We start from the raw sequence: 16,380 nt of genomic DNA, 5'->3' as shown, positions 1-16,380 counted from the left end.
ACCTCAGTGCGGGATGCCAGCGCGCTTGAGTAGCTGCTTGCAGCGCTCGGACAGGTGCACCACGCGCAGGTGCTTGCCGGCGCGTTCGTAGCGCTCGCGCAGGGTGCGCAGGGCGGCGATGGCCGAGTAATCGACGAAGCTCAGGTGGCGGCAGTCCAGGGTCACCTGCGCGGGGTCGCTGGCCACGTCGAACAGGTTGAGAAAGGGCGTGGTGCTGGCGAAGAACAGCGTGCCATGGGCGCGGTAGAGCTTGCCGCCGTCGGCCTGCGGGTCGCTGTCGACATACAGCTCGCGGGCATGCTGCCAGGCGAAGTTCAGCGCGGCGATGACGATGCCGCAGAGCACGGCGGTGGCCAGGTCGGTGAACACGGTGATGATGGTCACGGCACCGATCACCAGTACGTCGTTGCTCGGCACCTTGCCCAGCACGCGCAGCGAGCCCCAGGCGAAGGTCCGCTGCGATACCACGAACATCACCCCGACCAGCGCGGCCAGCGGGATGCGCTCGATCAGCGGCGAGAGGAACAGCACGAACAGCAGGATCATCACCCCGCTGACCACCCCGGACAGGCGGCCACGGCCACCGGAGCTGAGGTTGATCACGGTCTGGCCGATCATCGCGCAGCCGCCCATGCCGCCGCACAGGCCGGAGGCGATATTGGCCGCGCCCAGGGCCACGCACTCGCGGTTGGTGTGGCCACGGCTCTGGGTGATCTCGTCGGTGAGGTTGAGGGTGAGCAGGGTTTCCAGCAGGCCGACCAGGGCCATCAGGGTGGCGTAGGGCGCGATGATGCGCAGGGTCTGCAGGTTCCACGGGATGTCCGGCAGGGCCAGGCTTGGCAGGCCGCCGGCGATATGCGCCATGTCACCCAGGGTGCGGGTGGGCAGACCGAGCAGCTGCACCAGCAGGCCGACGCCGAGAATCGCCACCAGCGCCGGCGGCACCGCGCGGGTCAGCTTCGGCAGCAGGTAGACGATGGCCATGGTCAGCGCTACCAGGCCGAGCATCCAGTACAGCGCTGCGCCGGAGAGCCAGGCTTCGCCCAGCTTGAAGTGTTCCAGCTGCGACAGGGCGATGACGATGGCCAGGCCGTTGACGAAGCCGAGCATCACCGGATGCGGCACCATGCGCACCAGCTTGCCCAGGCGCAGCAGACCGAACGCCACCATCAGCAAGCCGCCGAGCAGCACGGTGGCCAGCAGGTACTGCACGCCGTGCTGCACCACCAGGGCGACGATCACCACGGCCATCGAGCCGGCCGCGCCGGAGATCATCCCCGGGCGCCCGCCGAACAGGGCGGTGAGGGTGCAGATGATGAAAGCGCCATACAGGCCCATCAGCGGGTTGAGCTGAGCCACCAGGGCGAAGGCGATGCACTCCGGTACCAGGGCGAAGGACGAGGTGAGGCCGGCCAGGATGTCGGCGCGCAGCTGGGCGATTTTCATGGGCTACCTGAAACGGGAGGCGGGGCAGGGCGTGCAGGGAGCGGATAGTAAGGAATCGTGCGCTCCGGGGCCAGTCGCGACGGGGCTGGGTAGAGCGGCGGCCGACCCCTGGAGGGCAGGCCTGAGCAGAATATCTAGCCGGGCATCGGCCACTTTCTCTAGACTCGGGCAAAACCAGCCGACCCTGCAGTGAGTGCTGATCTTGAATAGAGCTGTCGCACGTTTCTCCCCCCTGCAGCAGCGCGCGCGCTCGACAGCCTTGTTCCTCCTCCTGGTACTCCTGCCGCTCGCTGCCCCGGCCTGCGAGAAGACCCTGCGCTGGGACGACGATCCGCCCTTCAGCATGCAGCTACCCAATGGCGAAATAGGCGGCATTTATGTCGATATCAACCGGGCTGCCCTGGCCCGCCTGGGCTGTCAGGCGCGGCTGGTCAAGCTGCCGTGGGCGCGGGCGCTCAAGGAGCTGGAGAACGGCCGCCTGGATGTGCTGCCCGGCGCCTTCCGCAAGCCCGAGCGCGAGGTCTATGCCTACTTTTCCGGCAAGGTGCTGAGCTCCTCGCGCAATATCCTGTTCATGCGCCAGGACGCTCTGGTCCGCTGGCCGGTCAGGCACCTGCAGGAGCTCAAGGACACGCCGTTCCGCCTCGGTGCGCAGACCAACGTGTCCTACGGCGACGACTATCAGCAGCTGATGAGCCAGCCGGCCTTCGCCGCGCGGGTATCGTTCAACGCCAGCCGCCACAACCTCTGGCTAATGATCGACAAACACCGTATCGACGGCCTGATCGCCGACGAGAGCAGCGGCGCCTACGAGCTGAAGCAGCTGGGGCTGAGCGAGCGGATCAGACCGACGGCCGTGGTGGTATCCAGCGAGGCGGCCGAGGTGGCCTTCAGCAAGGAAACCACCAGCGAGGCGTTCGTCCGCCACTACGCCGATGCCCTGCGGCAACTGGTGGGCGATGGCAGCTACGCACGGATCCGGCACAGCTACCTGGGGCAGTGAGTCTGCTGGAGGCAGGCGCACGGCATAGGCGGGTCTGTCACAAACTGGCCGTTTGATCAGCTCTGGGGCGGCGACTGGCGCTTGCCCCGTGGCCGGCTTATACCTGCCTTTCGGGTTGGCAGGAGTAGGTCGAATGTCTGCTGCATGGCTGCGTCGGGTGGGGAGCATGGTGCTGCTGGCATGGGCTTGCGTCTTGACCGTGCAGGCCGGCGAACTGCGCATCCTCACCACCGAAGTACCGCCCCTGGCATTCACCCGCGATGGCCAGGTGACCGGCTTCTGCGTCGAGGTGGTCAAGGCCATCCAGCAGCGCCTGGGCGAACGCACTCCCATCGAAGTCATGCCCTGGACGCGGGCCTACCAGATCGGTCTGAGTGCGCCGAACGTGGTGCTGGTCTGCCCCAAACGCACCGCCGAGCGCGAGAACCTGTTCAAGTGGGTCGGGCCGTTGCTGGAATCGCGTACCAGCTTCTATGCCCGTGCCGGTTCGGGCATTCGCCTGGCCAGCCTGGACGAGGCCAAGCAGGCATCGGGCATCCTGATCCCGCGCACTTTCTATTCCTACACCTACCTCAAGGGCGAGGGCTTCACCAACCTGGTCGCCGCGGAAACCTCGCTGACCGCCATGCTCATGCTGCTGGCCGGGCGCCAGCCGCTGCTGGCGATCGACGAGGTGCAGGTGGCGGATCTGCTGGTGCGCGCCCAGGTCGATGAGCGGGCGGTGGAGCGCGTGCTGCGGGCGGCGCCGGCGATCAGCTACCTGAGCTTTTCCAGGGCGCTGCCGGATGACCTGGTGGCGCGCTGGCAGGCCGAGCTGGAGCGGATGAAGGGCGATGGCAGTTTTGCGCGGTTGCAGAAGGAGTGGCTGGGGCACTGAACGCGTTAGCGCTTGACCGCCTGTAGTGTGTAGCTCAGCGGCAGGCGCCATGGGTCTTTGCTCAGGCGCCACTCACCATCCGTCCCGAGGGTCATTTGACCGGGCAGGGCTTCCCAGGGGATGCAGTCGTGCTCCTCTATTGCAACCAGATCCAGCCCGTGGCGCAGCAGTGCTGAAATGACCTCGCCAAGACCATGGTTCCACTCGTGGGTGATGGTGGCGGTCAGCGTGGTATCGGTTGCCACATAGGTGTTGGCGTCGTCCCAGACCATCGGCTCAGGTCGCTCGAAGTACGGCAGGGTGACTTTCAGCTCATCCTGGCAATCTTCGTCCAGCGCCAGGAGCATAGGGTGCCCTTCACGCAGAAAAAGACGGCCGCCGGGTTTCAGCAAGGCTGCAACGTTGTGCGCCCAGCTAGCAATGCTGGGCAGCCAGTTCAGGGCGCCGACACCGGTATAAACCAGATCGAACGCTGCTTCTCCAAGTACCTGCGCAGCTTGGTAAACGGGGGCTTCGACGTAGGTAATGCTGGCACCGCAGTCGTTTGCCAGTTTGCGTGCCTGAGCTAGCGAGGCGGCCGAAAAATCCAGGCCGGTCATGGCTGCACCGAGGCGGCTCAGGGATAGGGTGTCTGTACCGATATGGCACTGCAGGTGTAGGCCGCGCAGACCGGCAATATTGCCGAGGCGGGGTTGGTCGAAGCGCACCACGGCAGACAGGTGGTCGGGAGAGGTGATGAAGCGTGCCGCTTCATAGTCAGGTGAAGCGGCGTGCAGCGGTGCCCGCTCATCCCAGTTGGCCTTGTTCAGGTCAAGATAGTCATCCATGGCTGCATTCCTTTGTCTGGGGCCGTTGCTGCGGCCCTGGTTCTATGGTTTCAACCCTACTGCGGGATCACCAGGCTGCGCAAAGCCTCCAGCCCCCGCTGCTGGTGGGGCGTTTGGTGTTGCCGGATGGTTTCGTGTGCTTGTGATTGTCCGCAAGCGGCTGTGGACTCAACCGGTCGACGCAACAGCGTGGTTAAAGCACTCGGCAGGGGTCGAGTATCCCAGAGTCTTTCTGGGCCGCTCGTTCAACTGCCGAGCGACTACATCCAGCTCATCCTGCGAGTAGAGCGAGAGATCCATTCCCTTCGGGAAGTACTGCCGTAGCAGGCCGTTGGTATTTTCATTCGTCCCTCGTTGCCAGGGATTGTGCGGATCGCAGAAATAGACCTGGATGTCCGTCGCCAGGGTAAAGCGCTTGTGAGCGGCCATCTCCTTGCCACGATCCCAGGTCAGTGATCGATAGAGCTCCTGAGGCAGTCGCCGGGCATTTTCGATCAGTGCGTTCACCACTGTCTCGGTATCTTTTCCACCCACCTTTACCAGCATCACGTAGCGGCTGTGGCGCTCTACTAGCGTGGCAATCTGGCTATTCTTGCTGCCGCACAACAGATCCCCTTCCCAGTGCCCTGGTACCGCACGATCCTCAACGCAGGCTGGCCGTTCGCTGATGGAAATCGTATCGCTGATGCGGCCATGGTTGTCGGTTTTCTGGGTGTGATGACGCGAGCGGCGCATGGCCCGGCTGCGGCGCAGATGCTCCAGTAACTCCTTCTTCAATGCGCCACGGGCCTGGATGAAGAGGCTCCGGTAGATGGTTTCGTGTGACACCTGACTGGCCGCGTCCGGGTATGTTCGCTTCAACCATCCAGCGATCTGCTCGGGCGACCACTGAATCTGAAGCTTCTCCGCAACAAGCTGCGCCAACTTCGGACACTGAGCAAGCTTGCACAGCTTCGGGCGATGAGCCCTATCCCATGCCGCTTGTTCAGCTTCGTTGGCGCGGTAAGACCGACGACCACCGTTACGGCTAATCTCGCGACTGACGGTGGATGGGGCGCGCTCCAGGCGTAATGCGATTTGCCGAATCGACTGGCCAGCTGCAAGTGCACGTGAGATCTCTTCGCGCTCAACCAGCGTTAGCGACAACCTGGAGCGTCGTCGCGCAGCTGGGCGGATGCCTCCTGTCTCGGCAAGAATTCGCTGGATCGAAGAGTGATTTCGATCGAACAGCTGCGCAATCTTCTGGAGCGAATCGCCTGCCTTCCAGCGATCCCACATCAACGCCTTCTGGCTTTCGGTGTAGTAGATCCGAGGTCTTTGCTTCATCTGCAACACCCTCCTGCTTACACAGGGTTCAGTGTGTTGCGTTCACCGGTTGAGTCCACAGCCAAAAGCAGACGCTCGCGGGAGACCGGTTTTGCCCACAATTAACCGAGGGTGGCGCTTAGAAGCCTGGGGCTTAGATAGGCTTTGTAGCGTGATTTCATTCCGCTATCATCCGCTTACGCTTCTTTTGCTCGCCTCGCGCTCAGGGAACAGAGCATGCCCACGAAAAAACGCAAAGGTTTCTCAGAGAACATCAACATCATGCTGGTGGGCGAGGTTTCGGGTAAATGCCCTAAATGTCGCAAACCCCTGATGTACGAGAAAGCCAAGACGTCAAATAAAAGATATGAGCTTGCACATATCTATCCATTAAACCCCACGCCTAAAGAGTTAGAGCTTCTCAAAGATGAGTTCAGGCTCCACGAGAACGTGGATCACCCAGACAACCTCATCGCCCTTTGCATCCTCTGCCATACCGAATTCGACAATCCCAGGACAGTTGAAGGCTACAGGGAAATGGTCTTGCTCAAGCAGTCCATCATGGAGCGAAACCGTCAGTCCAAGCTGATGGATGATTACGGCATTGAGAAAGAGATTGCGGACATCATTGATGCGCTAGAACACATTTCGGACGAGGATGTCGAGTTGAGCCTTGAGCCCAAAGAGCTCAGCTCAAAGATAGACCACACCATGAGCCGGCTAACAACAAATCGCATCAAAGAAAATGTCAGTAACTATTTTTCTTTCGTACGTAAAAAATTGCAGCTCGTGGAGGCAGAGTCCCCAAACTCATCAACCATGCTCTCCCTTCAAATAAAAACTTACTATCTACTCCAAAAGAAAGAAACACAGAACCAACAAGTGATCTTTAGGAATATTGTAGACTGGATTCGTCACCGCTCAGGGTCTGACTCCAATGAGGCCTCAGAAATTATCGCATCATTCTTCATTCAAAACTGCGAGATTTTTGAATGATCACGCCAAATAAATTTATACCTTTTGCAGAGTCATCTCTTGGTCATGCAGAAAAGGTGCATGCCGCCATCGAACAGCCAATTTCGATCAGGGAGCTGTACAAGAAAACGTCTTCAAGCACAGGCTCCATCGAATTATTTCTGTACGCCATAGAAATCCTACATCTTAGCAATGCTATTCAGGTGAACTTCACGACAGGGATTGTTTCAAGATGCTGATCTATATCGAGTGTGACTGGTTTACTGAAAGGCGCGTTACCTTTCACGAGAAATTGAACATAGTCGTGGGAGACCGCGCGAACTCCAACTCGATTGGCAAGTCAACATTCCTTAAGATCATCGATTTCGTCTATGGCGGTGACGCGCTGATTACCCATGGCAAAGATGTTCACGAAACTCTGGGTCATCACAGCTACATTTTTCAGCTTCGCTTGGACAAAAATTACATTTTTGAAAGAAATACTGGCACGCCGACATTGCTCCATGTTCACCAATCCGATGGAGGCAAGCTCGAAGTCAGCATCTCGGACTATTTAGATTTCTTGCGCTTCCACTATACCAAGAGCATTGAACATCTGAGTTTCAGATCCGTCGTGTCTTTGGTGACCCGAGTTTGGGGGCGTGACAATCTAGACGTGATGAGGCCGCTCCATAATTTCAAACAGGAACGTGGGTCTCAGTGCATCGATTGGCTAATTAAGGTGTTCAAAAGATTTGGCCCACTGGAAGACATGTCTATTCGGAAGTCTAGCTTGTCTGAGGAACAAAAGTCCCTCAATGCTGCGGCCAAACAAAGCATAATTCCCAAAATCACCAAGGCGAAATACATTCAGAACAATGAAGATATTGCGAAATACGATGCTCGCCTAGACAGCATTAGAAATGAAATGTCCACCTTGGCGATATCCATCAATGAGTTGATCGATGAAGCCGTTCTGGAGCAAAAAGTTCAAAAGAACCAATTGCTCGAAATCAAGATGTCGATCTCAAGCGAGCTCGAGAGAGTTAGAGTCAATCTTGAAGATAACAAAACTATCTCCAAACGAAGCTTTCAGCCGCTTCTTGAAATCATCCCATCGCTCAATCTGGATAAATTAGACAGTATTGAGTCTTTTCATAACGGTTTGACTCGCATTCTCCGTAAAGAAATCAAAGAGAAAGAGCAGGAACTGTCTGAGCAACTGAGGCTCGTTGATAATCAAATCTCAGCCTGTAACACCGCTATGGCAAAGGCGCTGAATAGCTCTGGAAACCCAGCCTTTATCGTCGATTCAGTGGTCGATATCTCCTTGGGGCTTTCTAAGCTCACTAATGAGAACGAACTTTACGACAAATTCACCGATCTCAAGAAGAAAATTAAAGAACTTAAAGACAAGCTTAAAGAGCAAAAGCTAGTCATTTTGTCGGAAATTGAGAGTAGTCTGAACGGCGACATTGAAGGATTGGTCAATTTCATTTATGGAGAAATGCGAGCTTCACCTAAACTTGAACTGAAGCCAGAAAAGTACAGCTATGAGATACCCAGGGATACTGGCACTGGCAAAGCTTACTCTAACTTAATTCTTCTAGATTCCTCATTGCTAAGGCATATAGATATTCCATTCTTGGTTCACGACTCGCTGTTATTTAAAAATGTCGAGAACAAAGCCATCGAAAACATACTGCGAGTGTACCAGTCATTGAACCAGCAGAGCTTTATTTCGCTTGATGGTGAAATCGTAGAGTCGAGCTCAGCAAAGTCACTTGTCGAACCATGTGCCGTACTGTGCCTGAGTGCCAATAAGCTCCTTTACACCGTTGATTGGCGCAAAGATAAAGACACCACTTCAAACAATTGAATCCAAACAGCTATGAATGGTCGGTTTTGGCCGGAAGCAAGCCTTCAGTTAGCCCATGCCCTTGCTAATCCTCCAAGAGCATCAGGATGAGCTGATTGCCTGGGTTGAGTGGAACTCCGTTGCTGGCTGCTCTCAGACCGAACTCGCTAGAAGTCTGCTGCAGCCGTACCGCCAGCACATGTACGGAGAGGCGCGACAACCATAGATCGGCGGGCAAGATGAAATCAGTGCCCAAGTGCTCCAGCTGAACCTAGAGCTTGGGAAAAGTGGTTTTTGTTGCATGGCCGAAGATGGAAGTATGGTTTAGTATGCGCAGACAATCATGGGTCGGCATGTTCTATGCTGAGTATTGAGTTGTTCTAAGGAGATTCTTGTGCTCGAGATCCTCGTGAAGCCCGTGTGCTCAGTTAATTATTTAGCCACGGCGTTCAAGCTGGACTTCCCTACAACCATAGTGTTTCAAAAGGGAGCGGGTTTCTCCTTAGGGGCAGAAGGATTCTTCATGTCGCTCACGAGTGAGTTGGGCAGAAGAAAAAAACTCTCTGCCGTAAAAATACATTTATCAGAAAAAGATATTGATCAGTACGGAATAGGTGAGGGAGGCTATTTGTGCTCTCCTTGCTTCATCAGTATATGCACGCAGAATGTACCCATCTTTGATAGATATGGTGTAGAAGTAACTGACCTGCTAATCGAGAAGGTGAGCAGGGCAGTGAACATGGATCATGGTGCATACGAGAGTGGGCAGTCGTACTCCTTGTATGCACTAGATCCATATTTCCAGCATCCACCGGCACTGAATTTTGGAAATACAGACCCTTCTGAAGAGGATTTCAGGTCTCTGCTTGCACCAAAAATAGAAGGCTTCATTATCGGTAGGGATGCGGACTCTAGGGAGTCTCTAGAAAGAATTATTAGCTCAATGAGCCTGTACGTATTCTTGAAAGAGGTATGGGAAAACACCATTCACCATGCTAGATCCTCACGCAGATCGCTAAGATATATGAAGCTATCTCGAGTCATTTATAACAATGAGCACGATATTGATAGCGCTGAATTGCCGCCTGCGCTAACGGCATATCTTAAGCATAGATCTGCAAAACATAGATCAAAGAAATACCTGATAGTAGATGTGGCGGACTCTGGTGATGGTATTTACAACACTCTAAAAAATGTCTATGCGGGGAAGGACAAGCTTTCGGTAGTAGAAGCCGCGTTCCAAAAGCACAGCACCTCTAAAGTGCAGCGAAATGCAATTGTTCGTGGGCTCGGTTTATTTACCGCTATGAAGTGCGCCAATGAGCTACAAGGCTTAGTGGTGATGACCACTTCTGGCACTCTTTGTGTGAACTATGATCCCGAAAGCGATACTTTTCTTACGGATACAATGATCATGCCCCTGAGGGTAAGATCGGATGATCTGTCTACATCGTTCTCCCTCATTATTCCGGTGTGAACAATGAGTTACATTATAATAAATTGCGTAGAAGATACGCCTGCAGCACTGGACAAGTTACTAGCTAAGGCAAGCGAAACCTCTGGTGATGAGCCGCAGGAATGCTACATCTTAACAACCAAAGCCAACTTCATTGATGACTTTAAATCCGATGATTATGCACATATTAGGGATCGACTATTTACCAGGGTAAAAGTTGAGTCAATTAGCATTGTCCTTTACTGCCCGGCATCAAAGAGCTATCAGCTGCATAGCGCCACGCAGAATGATATCGCGCTAGCTAATGATAACTTCGATATTGCCGCTATCGCTCAGCATGATCTGCAAAAGCTTTTGGATAAATACTCTAACGAAAGCTTTGTGAGAAGTGGTAATGAATTCCACTTTGTCACGCCCTCGCACAATCATACCAATGCGTTTTTCCGTCTAGGTGATTCGATTCGAGATAGGGACGAATTGGATCGAATTGCATTCTGGACTCTCAAGGAAATCGATCAGTCTGATTTTCTTCTTATAGATTCGTGGACTATTGCAGCCATTCCACTTCGGGCCTTGCAGATACTATCGAAAGCAACCAAATTTGATGTGCTCCCTGCGCACCCTGCAAAGAGTCCGTTTGAGTGCATAGCCATTCTATGCAGCGCAGCACCAGAGCTGAAAAGCTCGAACAAGACCACATTGCTGGTAAGCGTTGCCAGTAGCGGGAGCTTGATTGGTAACATTAAGGAGATGTTCTCTAAGGATCATCCAGATAAAGAGTTGAATGTTGTTTCAATCTACTCTTTTGATGCAAAAATTCCCAGCATGTGCATGGTTGAAGCGGAAATAGTCAACTACAAGTACGAAGAATGTAAATTCTGTGAGGCTGGTAGTACCGCTATAGAAATTCATCCTAGCTCCTACTATGCAAAAAATATCAGCGACTCAGGAGTAAATCTCTCAAAAGGAATCGCTGAAAGTGGTCGAGAATTTTTCGATCAATATAATGAGCATTTAGAACAGGTCGTATCCTTCCATCGAGGGGATAAAGACAAGGGCAACCGGCACTTCGCCTATTATATCGACTACAGTGTTTTGTCTGCAGTAGCTACATTCAGGAAAAAGCTAGAGGCAAAGGTCGCTAGCGTGATGCCTGCGGGGTCGCTGATTATTTCCCTAGCGGATGATCCGGCAATTAGAGAAGTCGCTGCTGAGCAGGGAATAAATTTCCTTCATCTAGACTCGGTTGATGGTATTAAAGATTCCGGTGTTCGCGATCTGGCCCGAGCCAGCGGCAAGGTAATGATTTACGATACGGTTGTGATTCGTGGCTCTCGGCTGGAATCACTAAACAATCGAATCAGAGAAACCCCGGGGTTATGTGGAGTTATAAAGGAACTGTATTTCCTTGTTGGAATTTTCCGGCCCAGTGACGTTCGGGCTGAAAAAAGCCTGAGAAACTCATTGGCGTACAAGGATCAATGTGCTCATAGGGAGTTCTCATTTATAGAGCAGGTGGTGCTTCCTGATAGTTCGTCTGCATGCCCTTGGTGTCAGGAGTATCAAGCTATAAATCGCTCAATTAAAAAAGGTTTTAGAGCTAAGGGTGAATTCCATGATAGGGTGGCTCTCTTAGCTGATAATGTGAGCGGGATATCTGGCGCCGATGCGTTGTTTCATATTGACGCATCTACACGTGAATTGGCTCTAGGGGATGGATCTTTCCTAGCGCCGCCAAATACGTGTATATCCGGTGTGGTTCTTGCGGTTGCCTCGGGACTTCAGCGAATGCGGAGTGCAGAAACGGAAAAGGAACGTCTCTCTCCGGGCTTTCCATATGCGCAGGTTCTTTCCTCGGCGAATTTTAAACTGTACAGCGAAGGTGTTATTAGAGCGGCACTAATCAGGAACTGCTCGACATTTGAGTTCGGAGTGCTAGAGAAGGAAATAAGCCTCGATATACTCCAAAATTCGTTGGCAGATGATGGCCAGAAGTGCATGCTTTCGGAGTACATTATTGCTGTTATTTGTGGGAAATTTCCTCAGAGTGCTCCATTCTTGGATGAGGTTAATCAGCAGTTGGCTCAGCTCGCCCATGATAGCCCTGAGTTGATGAAGCTAGTAACGCGATAGGATCTATCCCCACGACCAATAATCCCGCCCTCACTAGCGGTGGGCACTGTTTGCACCGCCAGGGAGACACAGCGATTCCCGATTTATCTACTATCAAGAACCCCGAACAAGGCTCTTGATATTGAAGTTTGTGCCCGATGGTGTCCGTTCTGACCCCAATTAACGTCTGCTATTGGCCGACTGCTGTCGTTCAAATTGGCCGCTTTGGGTCGATAGCTACCGGTGAGCGTGTGCGTTCGGTTGAGCCATTTCCCGCTTGGAATATTGATCGAGCGCGGAGCCTGATTGCTTGCGTAGGACGGATAAGGTGGCAGCGATATCCGTCGTGGAGGGGGGCGGGTAACCTATTCCGGGTTATACGCCCGCAACTAGCGATGGTTGCGATAGCGTTCGGTCAATGACTGTACGAGGGTGACGTAGGATTGCGTCTCGGCGTAGGGCGGCACCCCGTGGTACTCGACCACGGACGCTTCGCCGGCGTTGTAACCTGCCAATGCCAGCACCTGGTTGCCGTTGAAGCGCTTGAGCAGCCAGGCCAGGTAGCGCACGCCGCCACGGATGTTCTGTCGTGCGTCGAATGGATCGTCCACGGCGAAGCGCTCGGCGGTGGCGGGCATCAACTGCATCAAGCCCTGGGCGCCGGCTTCGGAAATGACGTTGGGGCGAAACGCCGATTCGGCATGTATCACTGCGCGGATCAGCGCCCTGTCGACACCGTAATGACCCGAGGCCGCCTCGATCTCCCGCCGATAGGAGAAGGTGTCCAGGCGCAGTGAGGCGACATTCAAATCCTTCGGCGCCATGCACAGATTGCAGCCCTTGATGTAATAGAGCTCAAGGGTATCGACCCGTGCGGAGATCCCGACGGGGCGCCGGCTCACATAATGACGAATCCCCTTGTGGACGAAGGTGTACACCCGAATCCGCACCGGGCCTGAGGTGTCTTCCCGCACAGGCCTTGGCAGGGCCATTGCCTTGGCGCCGACTGCGGGGGGCGTCATGTTATTCAGGCGAGTGCAACGGGAGCTGGCGATGGCTTGGCTGGTGTAGCGGATGATTCCGTCCCGGCCTTGGCACTTGAACATGGCGCTGGCGCACAGTGGCGCGACCAGCAAGGCCAGCGTGATGCTGCCAAGAAGGCTCTTGCGAGCCCATCGCCATGCTCTGGAACTCATCACATCGCTCCGCGCCGCAGGCGCCGATCAGACTTGGGGCGCCTGCCCCGGGCGCTGTCTTGGGAAGGCCGACTCTGGATGACCGGCCTTTGCTCTGCTAGTTATACCCCTTGCTAGCGGCCTTGGTGCTTGCGTTGACGTACGGGCTGTCGGCCGCCGGCCTGATTAGGCTGCTGCAAAACACAACATGGGATAACCTTGCGCCACGAACCAACCATTAGGCTGCGAACTGAACGATGGGTTTTGAACAACTAGCTGAACTACGTGACCGCCTGCGGGCTGAAAAAGAGCAGGTAGCGCCGGAGAGCACGAAGCAGCGCAAGCGCAAGCCGGCCCCGCAAACGAAGCCTCGTGAGCAAGATCCTGCGGTAGAAGCGATCTGGCGACTGCAGAAGCACTTCCCCTTGGCCTTTCCGGTCAATCCGGCCCCCAAGGTTCCGCTCAAGGAGGGCATCCTCAAGGATGCCGAGCAGCACCTGGAGTTGCTCGGCATATCCAGCGAACAGCTCAAGCTGGGCATCGCTGCCTGGTGCCAGGGAAGTCGATACTGGAGCAGCATGACCGAGAATGCGCCGCGCTTGGACTTGAGCGGCCAGGCAGTTGGCGCAGTGACCGCTGCTCAGGCGCTCCATGCGAAGCAGCAGGCTCAGCGGCAGCGCAGACAGGCGCGACGCACTCAAGCAAAGCCGAAAGACCGTGCCGCCGCCGATACCGCAGTGGAGCAGCGCGCGGATTAAATTCATTCGTGCTTGGCATCGAGGCGCCCGATGGCACCAGGCATGGGGCCGGGCGCCAAAGGTGATCGAGGGGCGGCTTATGGCCGGTTTCTGCCATCCGCACACTGCACAGGTGCGGATGGCTAAGCCTTGTGCCGCGCGGATAGGTTATCCAGCCGCGCCGATCACCCTGTAACTTCCCTCAATCCCGCTTTGGAATCGCCAGGCCGCGCTGTACTGCCGGCCGTGCGACAAACGCCTCCAGCACTCGCTGCACATTGGTGAAGCGCTCGAACTGCACCAGTTCGCCGGCGCCGTAGAAGCCGATCAGGTTGCGCACCCAGGGGAACACGGCGATGTCGGCGATGCTGTACTGCTCGCCCATGATCCAGTCGCGGCCTTGCAGGTGTTGGTCGAGCACGCCGAGCAGGCGGGCCGATTCGGCGACATAGCGGTCGCGTGGGCGTTTGTCTTCGTAGTCCTTGCCGGCGAACTTATGGAAGAAGCCGAGCTGGCCGAACATCGGGCCGATGCCGCCCATCTGGAACATCAGCCATTGCAGGGCCTGGTAGCGCCCGGCGGCGTCCTGGGGCAGCAACTGGCCGGTCTTTTCCGCCAGGTAGACGAGGATCGCGCCGGACTCGAACAGGGCCAGCGGCTGGCCGTCCGGGCCGTTGGGGTCGAGGATCGCCGGGATCTTGTTGTTCGGGTTGAGGGAGAGGAATTCCGGGCTGAACTGGTCGTTGCTGTCGAAGCTGACCAGGTGCGGCTCGTAGGGCAGGCCGATCTCTTCCAGCATGATCGACACCTTGACCCCGTTGGGCGTGGGCAGCGAGTAGAGCTGCAGGCGTTCGGGTTGGGTGGCCGGCCATTTGCGGGTGATGGGGTAGGCGGAGAGAGCGGTCATGGGGCTTCCCTGAGGGTGAGGCTGCGCAGGCGGCAGCGGATGGGTGGATCAGAACACGAGCGGCCGGCGCGGAAAAATCGAACCTTTTGCTAATGCCTATCGGCGCCGGCGATGTTGCGGCGGTTTTCAGCATCCGGGCGAGCCGGTATGGTGCTGCACTCGCAACCAGTGTCCGGGAGAGACCCATGAGCCTGCATGGCCAATACGATCCGCAGAACATCTTCGCCAAGATCATTCGTGGCGAGGCCCCTTGCTACAAGCTGTACGAGGATGACGACGTACTGGCCTTCCTCGACCTGTTCCCGCAGTCCTACGGCCACACCCTGGTGATCCCGAAGAACGCGGCGGCGCGCAACCTGCTGGAGATCGACGCGGACTCCCTGGGCAAGGTCATGGGCGTGGTGCAGAAGCTGACCCGCGTGCTGGTCGACGAACTGGAGCCGGCCGGGGTGCAGGTGGCGCAGTTCAACGGTGCGCCGGCCGGGCAGACGGTGTTCCATATTCACATGCATATCGTGCCGCGCTTCGAGGGCGAGGCGCTCGGCGTGCATGCCAGCAGCAAGGCCGAGCCGGCCGAGCTGGAGCAGCTGCAGGCCAGGCTGGTGAAACGTCTTAACGGCTAAGCAAGCCGGATGGGAAAGAAGGCGTGCCGGTGATGCCGGCACGCCTTTTTTCATGGGGCTTACTGCGGCAGGGCGAGGGCGATCTGTGGGCAGCGCGGCTCGCTGTCGCCCAGCTGGCGTTTGACCCACAGTTCGGCCTTGCTCTCCCAGCTGCTGGTATCGTTCTCGACTATGGCGATGGCATCCGGGTCGCCATTGGCCGCCGCCTTTTCCAGCCAGAGCCGGCTCTGCATCTGGTCGACCGGCATGCCGCGGCCACGGCTGTAGGCATCGCTGAGGCTGTACTGGGCGAACTCGCTGCCGTTCTGCGCCGCCTGGCACAGCCAGTACAGCGCCTTGCTGTCGTTGCTGGTGTAGCGCTGGAACAGCTCGTCGCCGTCCGGGTCGATGCTCACATCCAGGGTGGCGTGGCGGTCAGTCCAGTACTGCTCGCCGAGCAGGTACTGGGCCTGGGCGTGGCCCTGGGTGGCGGCTTTCTCCAGCCACTGCATGGCGATGAACAGCTCGTTGCCATTTTGCTGATCATCCAGCAGCTCACTGCCCAGCTCGGCCTGGGCCATGGCCAGGCCTTGCTCGGCGGCCTGTTGCAGCCAGCGCATCTGCGGCTCCTTGCCGCCGGGCAGCAAGTTGTCGCGGTAGAGCATGGCGATCTCGAAGGCGGCCCGGCTGATGCCCTGTTCGGCGGCCTTGGCGTACCACTTTTCGGCCTTCTCATATTCCTGCTGGGTGTAGTGCAGGTAGCCCAGGTTGAACTGGCTGCAGGCGTCGCCGTTGCTGGCCTGGGAGTGGTACTGGAAGATGTTTTCGGCGCTGCTCGAGTCGATGTTCACCTCGCAGCCCGGGGCGACCTCGGCCTGGGCATTGAGGGCCAGCAGCAGGGGCAGGCTGGCGAGGCTCTTGAGCAAGAGATGGGGCAGGGTGCGCATGGGTTCCGTCCTGTCTGCGGTGAGTATCCCGATCCTGGGATTGAGTTGCTGCCGACCTTAGTCAATTTGCCGGTCGTACGACAAGCGCTACGGCGCATGAAAAAAGGGCGTGCCGCTGACGGCACGCCCTTCAAACGGAGCGCGGGGAGGGGAGGCCTCGCGCTACGGGTGACG

At 56.5% G+C, this 16,380-nt stretch carries 15 protein-coding genes; 9 read left to right on the top strand and 6 right to left on the bottom strand.

What is annotated here, in order from left to right; genetic code table 11:
• Positions 1–3: 3 nt before the first annotated feature.
• Positions 4–1,446, bottom strand: coding sequence for a SulP family inorganic anion transporter (locus A9179_RS15225; RefSeq protein WP_187807064.1), 1,443 nt, complete (start codon positions 1,444–1,446; stop codon positions 4–6).
• A 202-nt stretch (positions 1,447–1,648) separates the two neighbouring features.
• On the opposite strand from A9179_RS15225, the gene A9179_RS15220 reads away from it, so the two are divergent.
• Together A9179_RS15220 and A9179_RS15215 are read left to right on the top strand one after the other, a co-directional pair.
• A complete protein-coding gene (locus A9179_RS15220) occupies positions 1,649–2,449 on the top strand; it encodes a substrate-binding periplasmic protein (protein ID WP_262410601.1) in 801 nt (266 codons plus the stop codon).
• A gap of 133 nt (positions 2,450–2,582) precedes the next feature.
• The gene (locus A9179_RS15215; RefSeq protein ID WP_187807063.1) at positions 2,583–3,326 is read left to right on the top strand and encodes a substrate-binding periplasmic protein; all 744 of its coding nucleotides are present in this window, start codon (positions 2,583–2,585) and stop codon (positions 3,324–3,326) included.
• A gap of 5 nt (positions 3,327–3,331) precedes the next feature.
• On the opposite strand, the gene A9179_RS15210 is transcribed toward A9179_RS15215, so the two are convergent.
• Together A9179_RS15210 and A9179_RS15205 are read right to left on the bottom strand one after the other, a co-directional pair.
• Entirely contained in the window at positions 3,332–4,153 is an 822-nt protein-coding gene (locus tag A9179_RS15210) for a class I SAM-dependent methyltransferase (protein ID WP_187807062.1), read from the bottom strand.
• A gap of 168 nt (positions 4,154–4,321) precedes the next feature.
• On the bottom strand, positions 4,322–5,479 hold the full coding sequence (locus tag A9179_RS15205) for an IS30 family transposase (RefSeq protein WP_187807061.1): 1,158 nt from the start codon (positions 5,477–5,479) through the stop codon (positions 4,322–4,324).
• Between the two features lie 216 nt (positions 5,480–5,695).
• Here A9179_RS15205 and A9179_RS15200 point away from each other — a divergent pair, with 216 nt between their 5' ends.
• The 5 genes from A9179_RS15200 (at position 5,696) to A9179_RS15185 (ending at position 11,859) form a co-directional block, all read left to right on the top strand.
• The gene (locus A9179_RS15200) at positions 5,696–6,454 is read left to right on the top strand and encodes an ABC-three component system protein (protein ID WP_187807060.1); all 759 of its coding nucleotides are present in this window, start codon (positions 5,696–5,698) and stop codon (positions 6,452–6,454) included.
• Positions 6,451–6,672, top strand: a complete 222-nt coding sequence (locus tag A9179_RS23195) for an ABC-three component system middle component 7 (RefSeq protein ID WP_394354731.1) — start codon at positions 6,451–6,453, stop codon at positions 6,670–6,672. Before A9179_RS15200 ends, A9179_RS23195 begins: the two co-directional genes overlap by 4 nt.
• Complete coding sequence (locus A9179_RS15195) at positions 6,666–8,291, top strand: DUF2326 domain-containing protein (RefSeq protein WP_187807059.1); 1,626 nt, start codon at positions 6,666–6,668, stop codon at positions 8,289–8,291. Before A9179_RS23195 ends, A9179_RS15195 begins: the two co-directional genes overlap by 7 nt.
• Positions 8,292–8,664: 373 nt before the next feature.
• Positions 8,665–9,747, top strand: a complete 1,083-nt coding sequence (locus A9179_RS15190) for a hypothetical protein (RefSeq protein ID WP_187807058.1) — start codon at positions 8,665–8,667, stop codon at positions 9,745–9,747.
• A 3-nt stretch (positions 9,748–9,750) separates the two neighbouring features.
• Positions 9,751–11,859 (top strand): hypothetical protein, encoded by a 2,109-nt coding sequence (locus A9179_RS15185; protein ID WP_187807057.1) that lies wholly within the window; start codon positions 9,751–9,753, stop codon positions 11,857–11,859.
• Between the two features lie 368 nt (positions 11,860–12,227).
• Here A9179_RS15185 and A9179_RS15180 read toward each other — a convergent pair whose 3' ends face one another.
• A complete protein-coding gene (locus A9179_RS15180) occupies positions 12,228–13,034 on the bottom strand; it encodes a lytic transglycosylase domain-containing protein (protein WP_187807056.1) in 807 nt (268 codons plus the stop codon).
• 236 nt (positions 13,035–13,270) lie between these two features.
• Between A9179_RS15180 and A9179_RS15175 the strand changes: the two genes are divergently transcribed.
• Positions 13,271–13,771: a ProQ/FinO family protein gene (locus tag A9179_RS15175; protein ID WP_187807055.1), complete on the top strand. Its 501-nt coding sequence runs from the start codon at positions 13,271–13,273 to the stop codon at positions 13,769–13,771.
• Between the two features lie 181 nt (positions 13,772–13,952).
• On the opposite strand, the gene A9179_RS15170 is transcribed toward A9179_RS15175, so the two are convergent.
• Complete coding sequence (locus A9179_RS15170; RefSeq protein ID WP_187807054.1) at positions 13,953–14,657, bottom strand: glutathione S-transferase N-terminal domain-containing protein; 705 nt, start codon at positions 14,655–14,657, stop codon at positions 13,953–13,955.
• Positions 14,658–14,842: 185 nt separating this feature from the next.
• Between A9179_RS15170 and A9179_RS15165 the strand changes: the two genes are divergently transcribed.
• Positions 14,843–15,280: an HIT family protein gene (locus A9179_RS15165; protein WP_187807053.1), complete on the top strand. Its 438-nt coding sequence runs from the start codon at positions 14,843–14,845 to the stop codon at positions 15,278–15,280.
• Between the two features lie 59 nt (positions 15,281–15,339).
• On the opposite strand, the gene A9179_RS15160 is transcribed toward A9179_RS15165, so the two are convergent.
• Positions 15,340–16,206 (bottom strand): tetratricopeptide repeat protein, encoded by an 867-nt coding sequence (locus A9179_RS15160; protein WP_187807052.1) that lies wholly within the window; start codon positions 16,204–16,206, stop codon positions 15,340–15,342.
• Between the last annotated feature and the right edge of the window lie 174 nt (positions 16,207–16,380).

The sequence above is a fragment of the Pseudomonas alcaligenes genome (assembly GCF_014490745.1).
Taxonomy (GTDB): Bacteria; Pseudomonadota; Gammaproteobacteria; order Pseudomonadales; family Pseudomonadaceae; genus Aquipseudomonas; species Aquipseudomonas alcaligenes_C.
Note: the sequence above shows the minus strand (reverse complement) of the source record. Positions and strands in the feature narration are given on the sequence as shown.

Bases quoted from the DNA above. Each gene is read 5' to 3' on its own strand.
- A9179_RS15225 (WP_187807064.1), bottom strand. From the start codon at position 1,446: ATGAAAATCGCCCAGCTGCGCGCCGACATCCTGGCCGGCCTCACCTCG.
- A9179_RS15215 (WP_187807063.1), top strand. From the start codon at position 2,583: ATGTCTGCTGCATGGCTGCGTCGGGTGGGGAGCATGGTGCTGCTGGCA.
- A9179_RS15210 (WP_187807062.1), bottom strand. From the start codon at position 4,153: ATGGATGACTATCTTGACCTGAACAAGGCCAACTGGGATGAGCGGGCA.
- A9179_RS15205 (WP_187807061.1), bottom strand. From the start codon at position 5,479: ATGAAGCAAAGACCTCGGATCTACTACACCGAAAGCCAGAAGGCGTTG.
- A9179_RS15200 (WP_187807060.1), top strand. From the start codon at position 5,696: ATGCCCACGAAAAAACGCAAAGGTTTCTCAGAGAACATCAACATCATG.
- A9179_RS23195 (WP_394354731.1), top strand. From the start codon at position 6,451: ATGATCACGCCAAATAAATTTATACCTTTTGCAGAGTCATCTCTTGGT.
- A9179_RS15195 (WP_187807059.1), top strand. From the start codon at position 6,666: ATGCTGATCTATATCGAGTGTGACTGGTTTACTGAAAGGCGCGTTACC.
- A9179_RS15185 (WP_187807057.1), top strand. From the start codon at position 9,751: ATGAGTTACATTATAATAAATTGCGTAGAAGATACGCCTGCAGCACTG.
- A9179_RS15180 (WP_187807056.1), bottom strand. From the start codon at position 13,034: ATGAGTTCCAGAGCATGGCGATGGGCTCGCAAGAGCCTTCTTGGCAGC.
- A9179_RS15175 (WP_187807055.1), top strand. From the start codon at position 13,271: ATGGGTTTTGAACAACTAGCTGAACTACGTGACCGCCTGCGGGCTGAA.
- A9179_RS15170 (WP_187807054.1), bottom strand. From the start codon at position 14,657: ATGACCGCTCTCTCCGCCTACCCCATCACCCGCAAATGGCCGGCCACC.
- A9179_RS15165 (WP_187807053.1), top strand. From the start codon at position 14,843: ATGAGCCTGCATGGCCAATACGATCCGCAGAACATCTTCGCCAAGATC.
- A9179_RS15160 (WP_187807052.1), bottom strand. From the start codon at position 16,206: ATGCGCACCCTGCCCCATCTCTTGCTCAAGAGCCTCGCCAGCCTGCCC.